This is a genomic window from Variovorax saccharolyticus (genome assembly GCF_030316765.1).
Lineage (GTDB): Bacteria > Pseudomonadota > Gammaproteobacteria > Burkholderiales > Burkholderiaceae_C > Variovorax > Variovorax saccharolyticus.
In genome coordinates, this window is sequence record NZ_JASZYT010000014.1 from 124,780 (window position 1) to 146,008 (window position 21,229).

The 21,229-nt window shown below is 60.6% G+C and carries 20 protein-coding genes; 10 read left to right on the top strand and 10 right to left on the bottom strand.

The features are described 5' to 3' along the window. Positions 1–8 precede the first annotated feature (8 nt). The 7 genes from kce (at position 9) to QTI45_RS31865 (ending at position 6,250) form a co-directional block, all read left to right on the top strand. A complete protein-coding gene (gene kce, locus QTI45_RS31835) occupies positions 9–941 on the top strand; it encodes a 3,5-dioxohexanoate:acetyl-CoA acetone transferase (RefSeq protein WP_286657219.1) in 933 nt (310 codons plus the stop codon). A gap of 22 nt (positions 942–963) precedes the next feature. Beyond that, positions 964–1,422 (top strand): MaoC family dehydratase, encoded by a 459-nt coding sequence (locus tag QTI45_RS31840; RefSeq protein WP_286657220.1) that lies wholly within the window; start codon positions 964–966, stop codon positions 1,420–1,422. An 11-nt stretch (positions 1,423–1,433) separates the two neighbouring features. Next, entirely contained in the window at positions 1,434–2,312 is an 879-nt protein-coding gene (locus QTI45_RS31845; RefSeq protein WP_286657221.1) for an HpcH/HpaI aldolase/citrate lyase family protein, read from the top strand. 72 nt (positions 2,313–2,384) lie between these two features. Beyond that, positions 2,385–3,356 (top strand): Bug family tripartite tricarboxylate transporter substrate binding protein, encoded by a 972-nt coding sequence (locus QTI45_RS31850; RefSeq protein WP_286657222.1) that lies wholly within the window; start codon positions 2,385–2,387, stop codon positions 3,354–3,356. 183 nt (positions 3,357–3,539) lie between these two features. Further along, positions 3,540–4,370: a Bug family tripartite tricarboxylate transporter substrate binding protein gene (locus tag QTI45_RS31855; RefSeq protein WP_286657223.1), complete on the top strand. Its 831-nt coding sequence runs from the start codon at positions 3,540–3,542 to the stop codon at positions 4,368–4,370. Positions 4,371–4,550: 180 nt separating this feature from the next. After that, positions 4,551–5,300 (top strand): electron transfer flavoprotein subunit beta/FixA family protein, encoded by a 750-nt coding sequence (locus QTI45_RS31860; protein ID WP_286657224.1) that lies wholly within the window; start codon positions 4,551–4,553, stop codon positions 5,298–5,300. Between the two features lie 11 nt (positions 5,301–5,311). Next, the gene (locus QTI45_RS31865; protein ID WP_286657225.1) at positions 5,312–6,250 is read left to right on the top strand and encodes an electron transfer flavoprotein subunit alpha/FixB family protein; all 939 of its coding nucleotides are present in this window, start codon (positions 5,312–5,314) and stop codon (positions 6,248–6,250) included. Positions 6,251–6,506: 256 nt separating this feature from the next. On the opposite strand, the gene QTI45_RS31870 is transcribed toward QTI45_RS31865, so the two are convergent. Together QTI45_RS31870 and QTI45_RS31875 are read right to left on the bottom strand one after the other, a co-directional pair. Next, the gene (locus QTI45_RS31870; RefSeq protein WP_286657226.1) at positions 6,507–7,331 is read right to left on the bottom strand and encodes an SDR family NAD(P)-dependent oxidoreductase; all 825 of its coding nucleotides are present in this window, start codon (positions 7,329–7,331) and stop codon (positions 6,507–6,509) included. A gap of 35 nt (positions 7,332–7,366) precedes the next feature. Beyond that, positions 7,367–8,266, bottom strand: coding sequence for an alpha/beta fold hydrolase (locus QTI45_RS31875; RefSeq protein WP_286657227.1), 900 nt, complete (start codon positions 8,264–8,266; stop codon positions 7,367–7,369). 369 nt (positions 8,267–8,635) lie between these two features. Between QTI45_RS31875 and QTI45_RS31880 the strand changes: the two genes are divergently transcribed. Both QTI45_RS31880 and QTI45_RS31885 read left to right on the top strand, forming a co-directional pair. Then, complete coding sequence (locus QTI45_RS31880) at positions 8,636–9,628, top strand: Bug family tripartite tricarboxylate transporter substrate binding protein (protein ID WP_286657228.1); 993 nt, start codon at positions 8,636–8,638, stop codon at positions 9,626–9,628. 138 nt (positions 9,629–9,766) lie between these two features. After that, positions 9,767–10,756, top strand: coding sequence for a Bug family tripartite tricarboxylate transporter substrate binding protein (locus QTI45_RS31885; protein ID WP_286657229.1), 990 nt, complete (start codon positions 9,767–9,769; stop codon positions 10,754–10,756). A 302-nt stretch (positions 10,757–11,058) separates the two neighbouring features. Here QTI45_RS31885 and QTI45_RS31890 read toward each other — a convergent pair whose 3' ends face one another. Then, the gene (locus QTI45_RS31890; protein WP_286657230.1) at positions 11,059–11,859 is read right to left on the bottom strand and encodes an SDR family NAD(P)-dependent oxidoreductase; all 801 of its coding nucleotides are present in this window, start codon (positions 11,857–11,859) and stop codon (positions 11,059–11,061) included. A gap of 9 nt (positions 11,860–11,868) precedes the next feature. Continuing rightward, positions 11,869–13,257 (bottom strand): MmgE/PrpD family protein, encoded by a 1,389-nt coding sequence (locus QTI45_RS31895; RefSeq protein ID WP_286657231.1) that lies wholly within the window; start codon positions 13,255–13,257, stop codon positions 11,869–11,871. Positions 13,258–13,597: 340 nt separating this feature from the next. On the opposite strand from QTI45_RS31895, the gene QTI45_RS31900 reads away from it, so the two are divergent. Then, on the top strand, positions 13,598–14,590 hold the full coding sequence (locus QTI45_RS31900) for a tripartite tricarboxylate transporter substrate binding protein (RefSeq protein ID WP_286657232.1): 993 nt from the start codon (positions 13,598–13,600) through the stop codon (positions 14,588–14,590). A gap of 271 nt (positions 14,591–14,861) precedes the next feature. Here QTI45_RS31900 and QTI45_RS31905 read toward each other — a convergent pair whose 3' ends face one another. The 6 genes from QTI45_RS31905 to QTI45_RS31930 all read right to left on the bottom strand — a co-directional run bounded on the left by QTI45_RS31905 (position 14,862) and on the right by QTI45_RS31930 (position 20,956). Then, positions 14,862–15,851 carry an amidohydrolase family protein gene (locus QTI45_RS31905; RefSeq protein WP_286657233.1) on the bottom strand — a complete coding sequence of 330 codons (990 nt, stop codon included), beginning with the start codon at positions 15,849–15,851 and terminating at the stop codon, positions 14,862–14,864. Positions 15,852–15,982: 131 nt separating this feature from the next. After that, positions 15,983–16,393 (bottom strand): lipocalin-like domain-containing protein, encoded by a 411-nt coding sequence (locus tag QTI45_RS31910; RefSeq protein WP_353621355.1) that lies wholly within the window; start codon positions 16,391–16,393, stop codon positions 15,983–15,985. Between the two features lie 97 nt (positions 16,394–16,490). Beyond that, positions 16,491–17,420, bottom strand: a complete 930-nt coding sequence (locus QTI45_RS31915; protein WP_286657235.1) for an NAD(P)-dependent oxidoreductase — start codon at positions 17,418–17,420, stop codon at positions 16,491–16,493. 20 nt (positions 17,421–17,440) lie between these two features. After that, entirely contained in the window at positions 17,441–18,454 is a 1,014-nt protein-coding gene (locus QTI45_RS31920) for an amidohydrolase family protein (protein ID WP_286657236.1), read from the bottom strand. Positions 18,455–18,604: 150 nt separating this feature from the next. Further along, complete coding sequence (locus QTI45_RS31925) at positions 18,605–19,555, bottom strand: Bug family tripartite tricarboxylate transporter substrate binding protein (protein ID WP_286657237.1); 951 nt, start codon at positions 19,553–19,555, stop codon at positions 18,605–18,607. A gap of 162 nt (positions 19,556–19,717) precedes the next feature. After that, entirely contained in the window at positions 19,718–20,956 is a 1,239-nt protein-coding gene (locus QTI45_RS31930) for a porin (protein WP_286657238.1), read from the bottom strand. Between the last annotated feature and the right edge of the window lie 273 nt (positions 20,957–21,229).

Genomic DNA, 21,229 nt, shown 5'->3' on the forward strand with positions numbered 1-21,229 from the left:
TATCCCAAATGTCGAAGAATCGCAAAGTCATCATCACCTGCGCCGTGACCGGTGCTATCCACACGCCGACCATGTCGCCGCACCTGCCGGTGACTGCCAAGGAGATCGAGGAAGCAGCCGTCGGCGCGATCGAGGCCGGCGCTTCCATCGTTCACCTGCACGCACGGGACCCGGTCGATGGACGCCCGTCACAGCAAGCCGACTTGTTCCGCGAATTCGTCGGCAACATCAAGCAGCGCTGCGACGGCGTGATCAATCTCACCACCGGAGGCTCGCCGGCGATGACCATCGAGGAGCGGCTGCAGCCTGCCCTGCAGCTCAAGCCCGAGGTCGCTTCGCTCAATATGGGCTCAATGAACTTCGGTCTCCATCCATTGCTTGGTAAGTACAAAGAGTTCAAGTACGACTGGGAGCCGACCTATCTGGAGGCGACCCGGGACATGGTGTTCCGCAACACTTTCAAGGACATCGAATACATCCTTTCCTCTTGTGCCGACAACGGCACGCGCTTCGAGTTCGAGTGCTATGACACGTCCCACCTTTACAACCTGGCCCACTTCGTCGATCGCAAGCTGGTACAAGGCCCACTGTTCGTGCAGACCGTGTTCGGGATCCTTGGTGGAATCGGGACCCATCCGGACGATGTCGCCCACATGAAGCGCACGGCCGACCGCCTGTTCGGTGATCAGTTTGTATGGTCCGTGCTTGGAGCCGGGCGGCAACAGATGCCCATCGCCGCAACGTCCGCGGCCATGGGTGGCAACGTGCGCGTCGGACTCGAAGATTCTCTGTGGGACGGTCCGGGACAACTCGCCAAGAGCAATGCAGACCAGGTCCGGCGCGTGCGTGCGATTCTGGAGGGCCTCTCGCTGCAGGTGGCGACGCCTGCAGAGGCGCGCAGCATTCTCGCGCTCAAGGGCGGCGACAACGTCGGCTTCTAACTCATCCTTCTAGGAGTACTTCATGCCCGGGCAATACTATGAGCAGCTGGAAGTGGGGCAAATCTTCCAGCATGCGATCCGCCGCACAGTGACTGAGATGGACAACGTTCTGTTCTCGGCGCTCACTCACAACCCCGCAGCCCTGCATATCGACGAAGAGTACTGCCGCAAGAACACGGAGTTCGGCAAGCGCATCGTGAACAGCGCTTTCACTCTCGGGCTAGTCGTCGGTGTGTCCGTCGGCGATACGACCCTGGGCACCACCGTCGGCAACCTCGGATTCGAGGAAGTGCGCTTTCCGTCACCTCTGTTCCACGGGGATACCGTACGCACCGAGACCGAGGTGATCAGTCGCCGAGAAAGCGCCTCACGACCCAATGCAGGCATCGTGGTGTTCGAGCACCGCGGCTACAACCAAAGCGATATTTTGGTCGCCCGCATTCGCCGCACGGCGCTCATGCTGAAACAGCCGACCGCCTGAGGGAGGTATTTATGACACCCAGATCCTTCCTTTTCGTACCTGGCGACAGCGACCGCAAAATGGCGAAGGCCGCGGCTTCGCCCGCCCATGCGCTAGTCCTGGACCTCGAGGACTCGGTTGCTGCCGAAAACTTGCCGAACGCTCGCAAGGTCGTGCGCGACTACCTGGCCACTCATTCCGATCGCACCCGTCAGCAAGTCTGGATCCGCATCAACCCCATCGATTCCGACAAATGCCTCGCTGATCTCGCCGAGTGTGTGTCCGGCGGTCCCGATGGCGTTCTGCTGCCCAAGTGCCAGGGCGCCTCCGACATTATCCGGCTTGACCACTACCTGACCGCACTGGAGCAGCGCGATGGAGTCTCTGCAGGATCCATCAAGATCATTGCGGTGGCGACGGAGACGCCGGCTGCTCTGTTCGAACTGGGCAGCTACCGCGGCGCGAGCCCTCGCCTGTATGGACTGACATGGGGCGCGGAGGACTTGTCCACTGCGGTAGGTGCGAGTACGAATAAGGGGGATGATGGGACCTACGCCTTTCCTTATCAGCATGCGCGCAGTCTTTGCCTGTTTGGCGCAAAAGCTGCCGGCGTGCACGCCATCGACACCGTGTTGCCGAACTTCCGCGATGGTGGTGCGCTCGCGGCCGAGGTGCGGCGCGCACGGCAAGACGGCTACACGGCCAAGTTCGCCATTCACCCCGATCAAGTGGACGGCATCAACAAGGGCTTTCGTCCGGATGACAAGGAAATCGAGCGAGCGCGCGCCATCGTTGCCGCGTTCCAGACGGCCGGCGGTGCCGGCGCCGCACAGGTCGACGGACAGATGGTCGACAAGCCCCATCTGACCCAGGCCTTGCAGATCCTCGAAGCGGCAGGCCTGAACTCCTAACGAGCACCCCAACTTGCTGGCTGCGCGCGGTCGAGCGCGGCCGGGAGAAACCCGGGCAACGGAGACAAAAAAATGACCCTGTATGCGATCCGATTGGCTGCGCTGTCTATGGCCCTCACCTTAGGAGCAGCAGCCGCACAGGAGCCCTACCCTTCCAAACCCATTACCGTCGTGGTTCCATTTGGGGCGGGCGCGGGAACCGACGTGATCACGCGCACGATCACTGATCGCATGGCCCGGCAAATGGGCGCGACCATCGTGGTGGACAACAAGGCCGGTGCCAGCGGCCAGATTGGTACCGAGTTTGTCGCACGAGCCCAGCCGGACGGGTACACGCTGCTGGTCGCCACGAACTCAACGCATTCGGGAAACCCGTATCTGTTCAAGAAGTTGCGGTACGACCCAGTCAAGAGCTTCGCACCGGTCGGCCGGATGACCATCAACCCACTGGCTCTTCTGGTTCGACAGGACTCTCCCTTCAAGTCCGCGGGAGATCTGGTTCGATTCGCACAACAGCACCCCGACAAGCTCAGCTATGGCTACGGCAATACCGGCGGGCAGGTGTCTTCCGCCATGCTGATCAACATGGCCAAGATCAAGGCCTTGGCCGTTCCCTACAAGACTACTCCGCAAGCCTTCACCGACCTTCTGTCGGGGCAGATCGATTTCACCTTCGTCGACATCGCTGCCTCCCAGGCGCTGATCGACGGCGGGAAAATCCGCGCGCTCGGGGTCACCAGTCCGAACCGGTTCACCGGAATGGGCAACGTGCCTGCCCTGCGCGAAACGCCCGGCCTGGAGGACTTCGCGCTGTTTGCCTGGCTCGGCCTTGTTGCTCCTGCCGGGACGCCGGCGCCGGTCATCGTTCGTTTGAATGCGGAACTGCGTGCGGCTTTGGACTCGCCCGAGGTCAAGCAGAAGCTCGAACAACGCACCGGCTCGATCGTAGAGCCTACGACCAGCGTCGAGTTCAGCAGCTTTTTGCGCGAGCAGGGGGCGCTCTGGAAACGTCGTATCGGCGAAGCCGGAATCCAACCTGAGTAAGCAACCGACCGGCCGATTGCCGGATGACATCACCCTACGGAGACAACCATGCGTCGCCTACTTTCAGCTGTTTCACTTGCACTGCCTTGCCTACTAGCTGGCGCGCCCGCGTGGGCGCAGAACACATATCCGTCTAAGCCTGTCACGATCATCGTTCCAAGCTCGCCAGGATCGCCTTCCGACATGGTTGCTCGCCTGATTGGTCAGTCCATCGGCATGCAAACAAAGGCTTCTGTGGTTACCGACGATAAACCGGGCGCAAATGGCATCATCGGCGTTCAACAAGTACTGAACGCTCCAGCCGACGGACACACGCTGCTTTTCACAACGATGTCGCCGATGGTTCTGAACAAGTTCATGTTCAAGACGTTGCCCTACGACACGCAGAAGGACTTCATTCCCGTAGGCCTTCTCGCTGGCAGCACGCAGCTATTGGCTGTGAATTCCAAACAGCCCTTCAAGAATGTTCAAGAAGTAATCGACTTTGCGAAGCGCGAGCCCATGAAGCTCAACTACGGCTATGGCACGACTGTGCCGCAGCTCGCAGGAAGCATGTTCGAGCAACACACCGGGGCAAAATTCACTTTCGTTCCCTACAAGGCGCACACGGCGATGGTGACCGCCCTCGTCGGTGGCGAGGTCGACCTGACGTTCACCGATACGGCCAGTTTGGCTCCGTACATCAAGTCGGGGCAGGTTCGCGTCCTGGCGACGACCGCGCAGAAGCGGCTTCCGGGTTATCCAAATCTTCCGACGCTTCGGGAACTGGGAATCAACTATGACCTGGTCGCATGGCATGGTCTCTTCGTCAAGCGCGGAACGCCACCCGAGATCGTTGCGCGATTGACCGAGTTGCTGAAGAACGCGACGCAGTCGCCCGAAGTAAAGGGCTACCTGGCCAAGAACGACCTCACTGACTTTTTCACTCCAGGTCCCGAAGCCGTGAACGTCATCAAGCAGGACTTCGAGCGCTGGGAGAAAATCACGCGCGATGCAGGCGTCGTGCCGAACTGAGTCAGCGTTCTGAAATGATCGATCGGTGGCCTCCGGGCTCTCCATCCTTGCCTTGCCTTGCCTTGCCTTGCCCTGCCCTGCCCTGCCTGAGTGTGGCCGCGAGTCAAGCAGAGTGCACGCTTTTCGACGAGTCTCTTGCGACTGTCACTCTTGTCTGTACCTGAGAGAGAGGAATTACTCATGAGGATTCTGGTACCCGTCAAGCGGGTCGTCGACTACAACGTCAAGGTGCGCGTGAAGAGCGACGGTACCGGCGTCGACATTGCCAATGTGAAGATGAGCATGAACCCCTTCGACGAGATCGCGGTCGAAGAGGCGGTGCGCCTGAAGGAAAAGGGCGCGGCCACCGAGATCATCGCGGTCTCGTGCGGCGACGCAAAGTGCCAGGAGACGCTGCGCACAGCGATGGCCATCGGTGCCGACCGCGGCATCCTGGTGGAGACCACCGAGGAGCTGCAGCCGCTGGCCGTGGCCAAGCTGCTGAAGGCGCTGGTCGACAAGGAGCAGCCGGCACTGGTCATCCTGGGCAAGCAGGCGATCGACGACGACGCCAACCAGACCGGCCAGATGCTGGCGGCGCTGGCCGACCTGCCGCAGGCGACCTTCGCCAGCAAGGTGGAAGTGGCGGACGACAAGGTCAACGTGACGCGTGAAGTGGACGGCGGGCTGGAGACCATTTCTCTTTCGCTGCCCGCGGTGATCACCACCGACCTGCGCCTGAACGAGCCGCGCTATGTGACGCTGCCCAACATCATGAAGGCCAAGAAGAAGCAGCTCGACACGTTCAAGCCTGAAGACCTGGGCGTGGATGTCAAGCCGCGCCTGAAGACCCTGAAGGTCAGCGAGCCGCCGAAGCGTGGCGCTGGCATCAAGGTGCCTGATGTCGCGACCCTCGTCGACAAGCTGAAGAACGAAGCCAAGGTGATCTGAGGAACAACGACATGACCGTACTTGTTATTGCCGAACACGACCACAATACGCTCAAGCCGGCGACCCTGAACACGGTGACTGCAGGCATCGCCTGCGCGAGCGGCGATGTCCACGTTCTGGTGGCTGGTGCGAACGCCGCTGAGGCCGCTATGGCCGCCGCCCAGGTGCCTGGCGTTGCCAGGGTGCTTGTGGCCGACAGCCCATCCCTGGCCGAGAACCTCGCCGAGAACGTCGCCGCCCAGGTCCTCGCGATCGCCAAGAACTACAGCCACATCCTGTTCCCCTCGACCGCCAACGGCAAGAACGTCGCCCCGCGTGTGGCGGCCCTGCTGGACGTGGCCCAGATCAGCGACATCACCAAGGTCGACAGCCCCGACACCTTCGAGCGTCCGATCTACGCGTGCAATGCGATTGCGATCGTGCAGAGCAGCGATGCGATCAAGGTCGTCACCGTGCGCATCACGGGCTTCGATGCGGCCGCGGCCACCGGTGGCAATGCCGGCGTCGAAACCGTGGACGGCGTGTTGGCCGACAGCGGCAAGTCCAGCTTCGTCGGCCGCGAAGTCACCAAGAGCGAACGCCCCGAACTGACCGCTGCCAAGATCATCGTCTCGGGCGGCCGGGCGCTGGGCAGCGCCGAGAAGTTCCAGGAAGTGATGGCGCCCCTGGCCGACAAGCTCAACGCGGGCCTGGGTGCCAGCCGTGCGGCCGTGGATGCGGGCTACGCCCCGAACGACTGGCAAGTGGGCCAGACCGGCAAGATCGTCGCGCCGCAGCTGTACATCGCCGCCGGCATCTCGGGCGCGATCCAGCATCTGGCGGGCATGAAGGACTCCAAGGTGATCGTGGCGATCAACAAGGACGAGGAGGCCCCGATCTTCTCGGTGGCCGACTACGGCTTGGTCGCCGACCTGTTCACGGCCGTGCCGGAACTCGTTGAAAAGCTTTGAAGGGCGGAAGCCAGCTTTCGCTTGCCGCCTACGCCAATTTGTCAAGCCCTGTTGCCTGAGTTGTGTTCCCCACATCCTCCGCCCCAGACTGCGCATGCCCGCAGCAGTTCTGCGATGGCTTCAGGGCACACGGGCGAGTGAGTTCCCTTCCGTGCGCCCCGACCGCGCCTTCACCTTAGATCGCTTGACTTCAGGTCTCTCGGGCAGGCAGCTACGCGCCTATACGTGCGTTGATCTCCGGAGGGGGCGCGCGCTCCTAATAGCTCAAGCGTTGTGCGCTTGTCTGGAAGTGCGGTGATATCGCGCTGACACCTGCATCGATCGGAAGAACCACGCCAGTTACCCATCGCGCCTCTTCGCTCGCCAGGTAAAGAATACCGTATCCGACGTCCCAGCCGGTGCCCTCCGTCTTGAGCGCGGATGCGTCGCGGCGCTTCTCGCGCACGCCTTCAGGCAAGCGCCCCCCGCCATAGACCACGGGGGTGTAGACAAAACCCGGGGCAATACAGTTGACGCGTATCCCATCAGCTCCATGGTTTCCCGCCATCGTGCGGGTCATGTTCAGAATCGCCCCCTTGGACGTCGGGTAGAAAAGGTTGGGATGGCCGCCCTGAAAAGCAGTGATCGAAGAGATGTTGATGATGGAGCCGCCTCCGCTCGCCTTCATCACCGGAATCGCGTGCCGCGCCATGAACATCATCGAAGTGACGTTCAAGCGTAATCCGCGATCCCACGCATCTACATCCAGGTCCACTGCGTTCCCAGGCACGCGGCTGGTGCCGACGTTGTTGACCAGAATGTCGAGACGATTCCAAGCGCTTGCCGTGTCTTGCACTGCCGAGCGGCAAGCCTCCTCGCTGGAAACATCGGCCTCGATCACAATGCAGTCACCCCTCTCTTCGCGGATCATGCGCGCCGTCTCCTCGGCCGCATCTTTGTGGTAGTCCAGCAATGCGACCTGAGCACCTTCACGTGCGAGGAGGATCGCAGCAGCGCGACCGTTGCCTATGCCGTCAGCAGACGACCCAGCGCCGGTCACGATGGCAACCTTGCCCGCAACGCGTCCTTTGCGATCAGCCATGTAATTTTCTTGTCGTACAGCTGGTCGAGCGACTGTCAAGCCACTCGCCCGGCGAATTCACGAAGGTATTGATTGACCGTGTCCGGAGCTTCGATCATGGTGAAGTGCCCGATGCCAGGAATCATTCTCACGTCGGCTTTGGGCACCACCTTCGACACCAACTCCATGAAAGGCGTTTTGACGCCCTCTGTCATCGAGACTCGCTTCCCCTGGGCGTTCGTGTAGGTCGACTGAATCACAAGAACAGGCACGGCGATTTCCTTCAGAGCAGCCGCCCCGCCGGTAAGCTCCCATCGGAAGTTCTCGACCAAAAGTTCTTCCGCGAATTTCGGATCGAGCTTCATGGCTCGGGCGATCGCTTTGTCGCGGAGCTTGGTGTCGCTTCCTTCCATGAACATGCCGCCGAACGAGGCTTGCACATACGCCGGGTAGCCCACCTGCCTGATCTGATCCCGAAGCTTCGATATCAGGACGTCCATCTCTCCGACGTAGGTGACGCCATCCATGAGAACGAGACCGCTCACGCCAGCGCTAGATTGTCGATAGGCCTCGCGCACGACTCGCACCCCCATGCTGTGTCCTACGAGGATCACCTTGCCTGCGCCATTCCGCCTCTTCACCTCGTTGACGGCCGCAGCCAGAGTCTCGATTCGCGGGTCCTCCGGCATCGATGAACCGCCGTGCCCTGGCAAATCAAGACTAACGCACCGGTAGTTGGGTGACAACGCGTCGACCTGCGCCTTAAAGTCGTCCAGGGAGCACGTGAACCCGTGGACAAAAATGAAGGTCGGATCTCGCGACCCAGCCGTTTGCGTATTGATGAACGGCGCTGCCAGAGAAGGCTTGTACATGCCCATTGCAAGTGCGGCGCCCGCTGCGAGGGTGAACTTGCGACGCGTGGTGCCGGTGTCAATCAACGGTTGGAAAAGGTTCAAGGTGCATGTCTCCTAAGTTTCCCCGCTTGGAAGTCGACGCCCCCAGGAATTGAGCCACCGACCTGATTGACCCGTGTCGGGGTCCACAGGGCTTCATTGGCACGTCCGGGTTTGAATCGGTTGCGACACAACCTGGATTCGGCTGGACGAAGGTTACCCGATCTACTGTTAACGGTCAACCATTAGGTCGGGTATATCCTAATCCCCCTCAGAATCCCGTGGCCTTGGTATCGAAGATCTCAATGAACTTCTCAACATTTCTTAACTTGTTCTTTGGTTATCCATTGACCTATTCGAACATGTTCCGCTAAGCTGCGGTTCTCAGTGGCGGCGACATTTGCGGCCGCACCAACAGAACAGGAGATGTCGATGCGGTTCTCAAGTCAAGTCCAGCGCCTCGTTGCCGTGGCTTCAATCGCTATCGCGAGCTCAGCCGTAGTTCCCGTCAGCGCAAGCGCTCAGACTGCATGGCCTAGTCGGCCGATCACACTGATTGTCCCGTTTGCAGCTGGAGGCGGGACCGATCCAATTGCCCGTGCTATCGCAACCAAGCTAAGCGGGCGCCTCGGGCAGCCTGTCATCGTGGACAACAGGGGCGGCGCAGGAGGCACGATGGGCACAAGCGCTGTTGCAAAGTCACCGCCAGACGGCTACACCATACTGATTGCCTCCACCTCGATCAGCACGAATGTGTCGAGTGGAAAGAAGCTTCCTTATGACCCCGCAAAGGATCTCGCGCCGATCGGTCAAGTTGGCGCCTCGCCCTTGCTTATTGTTGTATCAAGTGAATCCAAGGCAACAACTCTGAAAGAGTTGCTCAGCCAAGCGCGCGCCAACCCCGGCACCATCAACTACGGTTCAGGAGGCCTCGGTGTCATCAGCCACCTGGGCGTCGAACTGCTCGCACGCGGCGCTGGCGTGCAGTTGGTACACGTCCCCTACAAGGGCATGGCGCCGGCGTTCACAGACATGCTTGGCGGCAGCATCCAGATGCTGATGCCGAGTCCGGCGACGGCGACGCCGCACATCGCCGGAGGGAAGGTACGCGCTCTGGCTGTTACGAGTGCGCAACGCTCGCAGTTCATGCCAAACGTACCAACAGTGGCGGAATCCGGTGTCCCTGGCTTCCAAGTGGAGTTCTGGTGGGGCCTCCTCGGCCCCTCGGGAATGCCTCAAGCGGTCGTCAAGCGCTTGAATGAAGAGTTGAACTGGGCGCTTTCGCAGCCGGACATCCGGGACTTGCTTGCGCGCGACGGGGCCGTGCCCAAGCCAGGGACCCCGGAGGATTTCCGCAAGTTGATTGCCTTCGAACTCGACCGCTGGAACAAGCTTGTTAAGGATGCAAATATCAAGACGGATTGAACGGGTCCGCACATGCTCTTGGTTGCACATGCCAGCATCCCTCATTCACGACCGGCTCCTCTTTGTCCCGGGAAGCGTTAGACCTGCGGTACTGGACGCGGAGCCCTCGGACATTGGCGCCTCTCCGATAAAACTTCATTGCTCAAAAGTCAACACTTCATGATGAAACCGTTCCGCACATTCTTCTCCTGGTTCGCCCTCCTCGGTCTGGTTTCGGCAGCCAGCGCCCAACAGCCGGCAGTTCCAGCACTCATCAAGATCGTGGTCCCCTTTGGCGCTGGCGCCAGCACCGACATCATGGCCCGGGCGGTGGCACCGCAACTCGCAGCCCGCCTCGGCACCTCGGTGATCGTCGAGAACCGTGCAGGTGGCTCCAGCTTGATAGGAGCAGACGCGGTCGCCAAGGGCCCCCGAGACGGCTCGATGCTGCTTCTGACAACACCCAGCACCGTCACCGCTGCGGCGACCGTGCGAACGGTGCCATTTGATCTGAACAACGACTTGGTGCCGGTTGCATTGCTCAATGAGGGCCCTATGGTTGTCGCTGTTTCCACCAAGACCGACATCAAGTCGCCCGCGGATCTCGTGGCTGCGGCGCGCGCAAAGCCGGACACCGTGACCTACGGCACGTCCGGGGTCGGAACGCTCGCCCACTTGGCCACGGAAGCGCTCAGTGATGCTGCCAAGATTCGAATGAACCACATCCCTTACAAGGGGGCGGCCTTCGGAGTGGTCGACTTGGCTGCAGGCACTATCGACATGATGCTGGCTTCCAACGCAACGTTTGCGCCGCACATCAAGGCCGGCCGCGTGCGCCCAATCGCTATCACGTCGCGCGAGGCAAGCCCCTCGTTCCCCGGATTGCCCACTATGGCTTCATCAGCCCCTGGATTCACAGTGGATATTTGGGCTGCCGTGTTCGCCCCGACCGGCACGCCGGCTCCTTTTGTTCAGCGCCTTAACCGCGAATTCAATGAGATCGCGAAGAGCAAAGAGTTGCGCGAACTTGCGCTGGCGGATGGCGCGATCCCTGTAACTCTCACGCCACAAGATCTCGCACCACGCATCCGGGAAAGTTTCACTGCCTGGAAGAAGCTCGCTGCGGCAAAGCATATCGTCCTCGAGTGAATGTGCGCTTGACGCCCGCCTGTGGCGAGACGCGCGAGTGAGCATGTGAAAGGGGCAGGGCCCAGCCCTCTCCAGTCGTCACGTCCGCCCGATGCCGCGGGATCTCGCCCACCACGTTGGGATGCCATGGGGCAAACCTGGTGCTCGATCCGTGAGATCGACGAGCGCAGCCCACTCGATCGCTGCGTGCCAGGTGGCAGGCACGGTTGGGCAAAGCCGTCCAACGACGCAAGAAGTTGATGAGGGGCGAGGATCCTGCAGCATGCGGCATGCGCCGCATGCGATGGACTGCGGCTTAACGTCTAGTGAGACATCGTGCAGGTAAGACCGCCATCCACGGCCATGACCACGCCGGAAACATAGGACGCCTCATCGGATGCCAGGAATACCGCCGCGTTCGCGAGTTCCCAAGGCGTTCCCAAGCGCCTCAGGGGCACTGCTTCCGACCTCCGATTCCGGATCTCCGCCGCATCGGCCCGAATAACCCTCTGAAGCTGCGATGAAGCGCGCGGCGTATCAATCGTGCCAGCGACGATCGCGTTGCAGCGGATGTTATCAGGGCCATACTGTGCCGCCAGGACCCGGGTGAAGTGATTCACTGCGGCCTTGGACGAGCTGTAGGCAATGGTAGGTCGCCCATGCCAAGCGATGCTGGTGATGGAAGAGATGTTGACGATCGACCCTCCGCCGCCCTTTTGCATCGCAGGGATGGCGGCCTTGCAAGTCAGAAACAAGCTCTTGATATTGGTGGCCATCACAGCGTCCCACACGGCTTCGTCCATTTCCACAGGACCACCCGGCTTGTTGATGCCTACATTGTTGTGCAGGATGTCCAGCCTACCGAATGTGGCCATCGCGCCATCGATCGCAGCCTGTACTTGCGTGCGCGATGTAACGTCAGCAGTGAAGTCCGCAGCATTTCCGCCTTCTTCCAGAATCATCTCGACAGTCCGACGCGCAGCACCCGTTTCAACATCGACGATCACGACTTTCGCGCCTTCTCGTGCGTACGCGATTGCGGCCGCGGCGCCGTTGCTCACACCTGCCTGGGTGCAGCCTGCGCCAAAAACGACCGCCACCTTGTTCTTCAATCGATCGGCCATCATTTTCTCCTATTGCTTGGAACGCTGCCAGGCGGCAGGGATCTCACGGCCGACATCCTTCAGCGATGCAAGGTTGCGGCACAGAGTCTTCAGCCGAGCGGCGTTTCCCTGCGGAAGCACCAGGATTGCCTGCGCATAGAACTTGGCGTCTAGCTCATCGTCCGTCATGCGACGCGCACCGACGTTCTTAACATGCGAGCGCAAGGTCCGGCCATCCGCGAAGTTGACCTCCACGATAGCCTCGTCGCGATCGAGGGCGGCATCTCCGATGGCCTCGATGCGCTGCCGCAGGGACGCGACCTCAGGATTGTCTATGCATTCCTGGCGCATTTCCGCTATTCCTGCCGCCCCGTTCACTAACGATGCAGCCGCCCAGTGATACAGGCTCACGTGCGATTCCAACGGCGTTCTAGGCGTCCGAACGCCGGTCAGTTTTAGCGCCAGCGGATGGACATGAAGTGTGCAGGTGACTGGCGCCGCATCCGCGCCGGCGCGGCGATACACGTCGAGGCAGGCGTCGAGCGAGGCATGGATGACGATGCCGCACGGATACGGCTTGTAGTTGTTCGACAGGAGTTCAAAATGCTGTCCCAGGCCGTCGAGAGCATGACTTGGATCAGCGTTGGAGGAGTAGACGTCAATGAAGCCCTTGTCCGCCTCCAGCGCCTGATCATCGCCGGTGAATCCCCTCTCGGCCAACATTGCCGCCCACACGCCGCAGCGTGCGGCATGACCAGGCCGGAAGTGGGCTGTCATCGTTCCATGCGTAGCGCGGAAACCCGAGGCCTGCGACGCCGCGAGGCCGATCGCCCAGTTCATCCTCTGCTCATCCAGCCTGAGAAGGTTGCCCACGGCCACGGCCACACCGATCGGGCCGGTCAGTCCAGTCACGTAGAAGCCGACATTTAAGTTGGACGGCTGGAGCACCAGCATGTTGCTCAGGCGGCATTGGACCTCGATCCCCAACGCAAAGGCATGCAAGAAGTCCTCACCCGACGTGGCGTGGTTCTCGCTGTAGGCCAGGAGCGCGGCTCCCACGGGCCCGCTCGGATGAGTGACCGTGGCAAGGTGCGCGTCGTCGAAAGCTTGCACGCTCGAACTGATGCAGTTTACAAACGCAGCGCTTGCGACATCGGTTCGCTGGTCGTGTCCGATCACAGAAGCTTGAGATTGCCCGCCAAGCTCCGCAACCATGGCCGCAGCAATGGTCACCGCCGGCTCGAGGCACCCTCCCAGAGCACACCCCATCCAGTTCAGAAATGCGCGCGAGGCTTCGACTTTCACGTTGTCGGGAAGATCTGAGTAGCGTGACTGTGCTGCGTAGCGCGCAAGTTCGCGCGTGACGCTCGAGTGCGAGGGGCGCGAAGCTGCCGCGGAGGGGTTTGATTCAGGATTCATGTCTGCGTGAGGTGCGATGCGAAGTCACGCACGCCCGATTGACAGGGGCGGTGCGTTTGAGGTCGTGCAAAAGAGGCAGCGCGGGCTCAGCGCTGCTCGCGACCGTGCATCGGATTCGTCGAGGTATACGCATCGAGCAAATTTATCCGCCGAATGGTCTGATGTCAACCATTGATTTGGATATCGGCCTCTGCGTTTTTCTTCCTACAGGCAATTTCAGAATGCTTACCTCAGCATACCCTATATCGTCCGTGGTTAACCATTGACGTATCTCTGCGCCCTTTGTAATCTCACGCATCGGCGGGCCGCTCGCTTGCTCGCCTCAACAGGAGACTTCTCGATGACTTCACTAGCCTTGGCACGGCGAACGCTGCTTGCTGCCATGACTTTCGCCGTGGGCACGGCCATGCTCCCTGGTAGTGCTAATGCACAGGCGACTTGGCCTAGTAAGCCACTCAAGATCATCGTGCCGTTTGCGCCAGGAGGCAGCAACGACATCATCTCGCGCGCCCTGGCGGCCAAGCTGAGCGTGCGCCTGGGTCAGCCGGTAGTGGTGGACAACAGGGCAGGCGCAGGGGGAAGCATCGGCACGGACGCAGTAGCGAAATCCCAGCCGGACGGCTACACGCTGCTCCTGGGATCCACTTCGCTAGCGACAAACTCGGCGGGTGGCAGGAAGCTCCCTTTCGACCTTGCCAAGGATCTCGAAGCCGTGGGACTGTTGGGGGCTACTCCCCTACTTGTCCTGGTATCGAACAGTCTCAATGTGACAACGCTGCGTGAACTGATCGAACTTGCCCGCGCTAAGCCAAACTCCATCAGTTACGGATCGGCCGGCATCGGCGGGATCAATCACCTAGGCATGGAGTTGCTGCTGTCCGAGGCGAAGATCGAAATGGTGCACATCCCCTACAAAGGGATGGCTCCCGCATTCACTGATCTCCTCGGCGGCAATCTGCCGGTGCTCATTTCCAGCCCGGCCTCGGCCGCTGCCTACATCAAATCCGGAAGGATGCGCGGAGTAGCAGTTACCGGCGCAAAGCGGTCACCCTTCGTTCCCGATGTACCGACAGTTGGGGAAGTCGGGTTGCCTGGAGCCCAGGTGGAGTCCTGGTGGGGGTTGCTCGGCCCTGCGAAGATGCCGCCGGCAGTGGTGAAAAGGCTCAATGACGAGTTGAACTGGGCAATGTCCCAGCCCGACATGCGCGACCTGATGGCGCGCGAAGGCGCCTCAATCATGGCTGGATCCCCCGAAGATCTCAAGAAGGTCATCGCAGCAGACCTTGCGCGCTGGAGCAAGCTCATCAGGGACCGGGACATCAAAATGGAGTGAGGTTTCTGAAGCCGACTTAGGCCGGAATCGTGAAATGAGATCGTTCCATGGCAGCCGGCCGGCTGCCATTTTTCGCCTTGGATGACAGCATCTGGATCAGAACCGCAGCTTAGGCCTGGAAGTTCAGCGCTCATCTGGCCTCGAGGCGATGGAAGGCTCTCATCATCCGCGCCACGCCACGCCACGCCACGCCACGCCACGCCACGCCACGCCACGCCACGCCTCAACTCAGCACGGCTTAGGACTGCCCCCGCAGCTGTGCCAGCTTTCCTTACTCAATGCGGTACACACGCCGCGCGGTCCCGCTGAACATTTCGCTTTTCTCACTTGCGGAAAATTTCGTTGCGGTTAGCTTGAGCGCGTTCCATACGGTCCGATAGCTGCCGGCGACGTGATCTGGCGGAAAGTTGCTTTCGAACATGCAGCGGTTCGGCCCCCACAGCTCGATGCAGGTTTCGATGTAAGGTCCCCATAGCTTGGCGAGCTCCTGTGCCGAGGGTGGCGCCGTGCGGCTGGCAAAGTCGAATCCGCAGCGATGTCCCCCAAGGCCACCCAGCTTCATCACCGTGTTGGGCCGCCGCGCCACCTCAGTGACAAGCCCCTTCCAGTTGCCAAACGTCTCCGGGCCGGCGTAGGGGCCGATGCCCAGAAGGCCGCCACAATGGTTTACGACAATCGTAGTTTGCGGGAAGGCATCGGCGAGACTGCAGAGTTCCGGCAACTGCGGGTGATATTGCCAAGCGTCATAAACTAGATTGCGCTGCGCCAAGCGCTCGAAACCGGCACGAAAGCCAGAGTCGAGCAGGATGCCACGAGCGGCGTATGGACGCGTCAGATTCATGCCTGGGGACGCGTCCCACGCAGCGAACCCTCGGACCCCCCGAAAGCGCCCGCCGCTCGCGGCCGAGAGCGCGTCCAGTACCGGATCGACGGCCGCACCCATTGACAAGTCTGCCGCCCCCACAAACGCTGCGCATATCCGCGCAGGACCGAACAGCCCGCTGTCGGCCATTGCCCCCATGCCGGACACGAACTCCGCCTCACCCACCGAACGTAGTTCGGGGGGTCCACTCCTTCGGTACATCGAGTTGCATTCGACGTACACCGACGCCTCCACTCGGTGGCCAAGTGCGAGATCGGCAGAAAACTCACCGATCAAGTACGGACCGCTCGCGTTCACCCAAAGATGGTGATGGCTATCAATGATCGGCAGGTCCGGTTCGATCACCTCCGGTACGACATTTGAATTCCCTTGCGACATGGCAATTTCCAGACTTGTCTATTGACGACTGAGGCGACCTTCGAGGTCCCGCAGGAGGAGTTCCGTTCGATTTCGGCGAAGCATTCGAACGGCCGACGCCGGATCGCCGGCTCGCCGAGTTTGGGATTGCTTTAGGCAGGTTGCCAGACTCGCTCCCAGATAAGTTCCCGTTTCTGAACCGCTTCGCCATACCGACGAGTGGGTGGCCTCAACACCAGCTGTGCGCCACGCATTTCAACCTTGCGTACTTGGCGTCCACCTATGCGAGAAGGATCGGACGCCACGTCCACCAGGGTCTCCAGCGTGCTGCCGTCGAAGGTGTAGACCCCGCCGTAGGAGGAGTAGGAGCGCTTGGCGCCTTCCGGCACGACGCGGTCGCCATTGCACAGCGCGGCCAACATCCGACCATTGGAGAACGTGATCATGCCAACCGGATGCTCACCGTATGGCGCGCTCAAGCGGTCCGTCGCTTCATCCCAGGCCCGAGCCTCCACGAGCCGCCAAATACCGTCTAGCTGTTCCACGTCAGATTCTCCGGTCACGAGAAAGTTATTTAGTAGTGAGCAACCTCAAGCCAAGAGTGACTCGATCGTTGCGGTCCGTTTGGAACCCTGGTTCGCATGAGTCCTGATGCCGCCGTCAGTCTTTGTCGAGCACTGCATTGACCTGATCCATAGGTACTTCGATCGGCGGAATGCCGGCTCGCTCTTGTTGCAAGATCATGAATGACATGGAATCTCGTTGAGCCCACCCACGATTCAACGCCTCCTGGACTTCCTGGCCGACCATGTTGCACAAGCGCATGGGGACGCCAAAATCCCGACCCAACTGCAGGCCTAACTGAAGATCCTTGTGGACCAAGCGAAGCGCGAAGCTCGGCGGATCAAACTTGCCAGGCAAGTAACGCGTGCCCAGCTTCTCGAAAGTACGTTGCCGCCCGATCGCGCCCTGGCGAATGGCCTCCCAGAGAGGCAGCGGATCCACCCCTGCTTTCACACCCATGGTGAAGACCTCTGCCAGTACCGCACTAATCGCCGTACTGGCGCAGTTGTGAACCAACTTTGCGATCGTCCCGGCGCCGATCAGACCGATATACCGCACTTGGTCGGCCATGGCATCCAGGCAGGGTTTGCAGCGCTCGAACGCAGCTTCGTCGCCTCCGACCCAGATCGCCAGCTTCCCGCTGGCGGCGCCCGCCGGACCACCGCTGACCGGAGCATCCAAAAGCTCCACGTGGCGCGGAGCGAGTTCAGCATAGAGGCGACGCACGACATCCACGGAGTTTGTCGACAAATCGAACCAGGCCGCGCCATTGCGGAATCCGGCAATAAGCCCATCGTCACCGCGGCAGATGGCCTCCACATCCGCCGGTGTGGGCAGGGAGGTGAAGAGCACGTCGCAGGAAGCGGCAACTTCGCGTGGCGTTTCTGCCCAGGAAGCGCCGTTTGCAAGATGTTTGCTCGCGGCCGCCTTCGATAGGTCGTGCAGAACGACCGAGTGCCCCGCCTTCAGAAGGTTCGCGGCCATACCCCGTCCCATCGTCCCGAGGCCAATGAATCCGATTTCCATGATGCATTCCTTCCGCGAAGTTAATCGATTGCGTAAGTTCTGCGAGCAGTACCGCTGAACATGGCGGTCTTCTCGGACGGCGAGCAACCTGCGGTCACCGTCTTGAACACATTCCAGAGCATCTGATAATCCCCCGCAACCTTGTCAACGGGATAGTTGCTCTCGAACATGCAACGATCAGCACCAAACGATTCGATGCAGGTCTCGATGTAGGGCCGCCAGTCAGCCGCGAGCTCTTCCAATGTGGCGCACGACGAGCGACCGTCATAGCCGAAGCCGTTGCGGCGACCGGCGAGGCCGCCGACCTTCATCAGGACATTCGGCCGCTTGGCACTCTCCCTCACCAAACTTCGCCAGCGGTCAAACTTATCGGGTCCAGCATAAGGCCCGACTCCGAGCAGCCCGGCGCAATGGTTCAGGACCATCGTGACATTTGGCAATGCATCGGCAAGCGCACACAGCTCTGGCAACTGGGGGTGGTACTGCCACGCGTCGTACACCAAGTCGCGCTGAGCCAGCCTGGCAACGCCGGCCCTAAAACGGTCATCCAGCAGCAATCCACGAGGCGCCATTGGGCGCGTGCCACTGTTGACGCCCTCATCGGCGTCCCAGTTTGCGGCGCCACGGACACCGCGCAAGCGGCCGCCGCTCGCGGCATGGAGTGCGTCAAGAACCTCATCGACCTCGCCTCCGAGCGTCAAATCGACCGCACCGATGAATGCGGCGGCGACCCGCGTCGGACCGAAAATGCCGCTGTCGCTCATTGCAGCCATTCCCGCGGCGAACTCGGCTTCTCCAACTGAGCGGAATGCCGCGGGACCCTCTCTGCGCAGCATGACACTGCACTCGACGTACACGGTTGCCTCGACCTGATGACCGCTTGCCAGAATGTCGGCTTGGAACGCATCGGTCATGTAGCGTTCGGCATGGGGGTGCCACAGGTGATGATGGCAATCGACGATGGGAAGTGCCGGATCAATGGCGCCGGCGGGGTTACTCTCGTTGCGGATCGCAGTTTCTATCGCTTCAGTCATTCCAATGCCTCGATCAATATTCGATTCAAGTTCGGGTCCTGAGCCAGCGAGCCAGTCCCGCTGAGCTGGAGCTAGCGCGTTCGAAGACCACACACCGCCCTCCCCCCGCGACGCCGTCGCCATAGCAGAAGCAATCAGGCTCACCGTCGCCTACTGCGGTTGTATGTTCGCGTCCTTGACGACGCGACCCCAACGAGCTATCTCTTGCAACTGAAACTTGGCCAGCTCGGCATCGCACACCAGGAACTCGTCCACCCCTAACTTTTCACGTGCGGCCTGCATCGCAGGCGAGCTGATGGCTCGGGTGGATGCATCGATCAGCTTCTCAACCATCGGGCGCGGGGTCTGGATGGGAAGATAGAGGGCATACCAGGGCTGCATCTCGTAGCTCTTCAGCCCTGACTCGATCATAGTGGGAACCTCCGGAATGGCCTTGACGCGCTCCGAGCCGGTTACGGCCAGAGCCCGAATCTTTCCTGTCTGCAGAAAAGGGATGGCGGACACATGATCCGAGAACAGCACGTCCACTTGTCCGCCCGCGACGTCCGTGAAAGCGCCCGCGGTTGACCGGTAGGGAATGCCTCTCAGGCGGACCGTTCCCAGTTGCTGCAGGAGTTCAGCAGCGAGCCGTGTGCCTGCGCTGACGTAGGCAAACGTGAACTTCTCCGGCTGAGCCTTCGCGTCGGCCAAGAACTCCGCCAGCGTCTTGTGTGGCAAAGAGCTGCGGATGTACATCACGTTCTTCGAACGTCCCAACATGCAGACCGGCGCGAAGTCCTTTACGGGATCATAGGGAACGGTTCTGTTGAGCAGGACATTCAGCACCTGGGTTGAGTTGGTTCCAACGAGAGCCGTGTAACCATCGGGGGCAGATTTAGATGCGGCCTGTACGCCCACCGCGCCATCACCGCCAGCCCTGTTATCGACAACCACAGGTTGATTGAGGACCGTACCTAGAGCCTGCGCGAATTCCCGCGAAAGCACGTCTGTTGAACCGCCGGCGGTGAACGGTACGATTATCTTGACCGACTTGTCCTGCGCCTGAGCGTAGCTTGCCATCGATACCGCAAGCAATATGAGGATCTCAAGAACTCGAATCATATTCTCTCCTCAGGGCCTGTCGCCGCCGCGCAGGGTGAAAATCAACCGGAGCCAAAGCACACCCTTTATGCAGCCCGCCGTTCCCGCGCGCTTCGACCAGAAAGGGATTGGCTACAAAAAAACCCCCGACTTTCGTCGGAGGAACTTGGAGACAACCAACGATCAAAAGGCGTGCCGGATCCCAAACTCATATCCAGTCGAGGAGTGAGGCGCATAACCCTGGACACCGGCACCAGTCGACAGATACGTCAGTCCGCTGCTGCCGGCGAGGGCTCCCATGATGGCTGGATTGTTCTGACCATCCTTCACTTCCACCTTGGCAGCGGTAGCGTACAAGTTTGTCCGCTTCGACAGGTTGTGCACATAGCCAATGGCGAGTTTCTGCGTCGACGCATCGTTATTAGTGAAGCCGTTGAAATTGACCTTAGCATAAGTTGCACGGATCAGTCCGACACCAATCGGCACGGTCACACCAACCATGCCTCCATTGTATTTGTCCTCGGTCTGCGTGCTGACGCCACTCGTAAACAGCGAGTCGCGCTTGTCTTGCATTTGTGCGATCTGACCGATCAACTTAAAAGGTCCGAAGTCGTACGTGGCTATCAGGCTCGCAGTGGTGAGGCTCTCGTCGACCAGTACATTGCGGACAAGATTGTCGACTGCCTGGCTTGAAGAGTAGGCGAGCGCCACGTCGATTGGACCTTTGGCGTACCCGAACCGACCACCATAGAACCTGCCGGTCGACGACTGCGGTAAGCCGCTGACCTTCACTGTTTCGGGCAAAGCGTAGGTCAACTGCCCGTAGAAGCCACCTAGGCCTTGTGGCGTGAAGTAAGCGATGCTGTTGCTAGTGCGAACGTAGTTGTCGCTCGGGCTTTGCGCCGAGCCCGGACCACGCGCGGTAGCGAGGTTGGTGCCGATGGTAGCAATGAGCGTTGCGCCCACCCCGCCATTGGAAAACGGGTCCACCAGATCGTTAATGTACGTGGGCGTGAAGTCACGGCCCAAGCGAACCTCGCCCAACCAGCTCAGCAGACTCACCGTCGAACGCCGATTGAAGTTCATGATGCCGCCTGGGGCAGTGCCTGCCCCGGTGTCGCTCGCAATACCCGACTCTAGCCAGAAGGCAGCGCCCAGTCCGCCGCCCAAATCTTCCGTGCCCCGAACTCCCCAGCGGCTTCCAGTGTGATTTCCGGTTGACTCGGCCCACTTGCTTTGCGTCACACTAGTCGGGGTGCCGACTGGTGGAAGCGCGAAGGGATTCCTTGAATAGAACCTGCTCTCGGCATTGAAATAGCTGATGCCGGTATCCACCACGCCGAACAGCGTCACAGTCGATTGTGCCGAGGCCGTGCCTGCAGCAACAACTAGCACCGCCAATGCGCCTAACGTTTTCTTCATCTCCGTGCTCCAATGGTTATCCATAAGGCTCCTGTGCAAGTCCGATCTCCATCCTGGACATGCGCTATACGAGCTGTGTCTCTCGTGCGACCAACAACGTGTGACGCCGATCACGTCAGGCCCGATGAACTAAGCATAGGTTAACCATTGATCGAATCTTCGAGGGTTTCTGCGGACTTCGGAGAATTTCAAGTCGCGCTCGTTAGGGCGCGGAGCAGCTAATCCCGATCGGTTGCGCGAGGGGGGGGGGGGGCCCGCCGCCCCCCCCGCCGC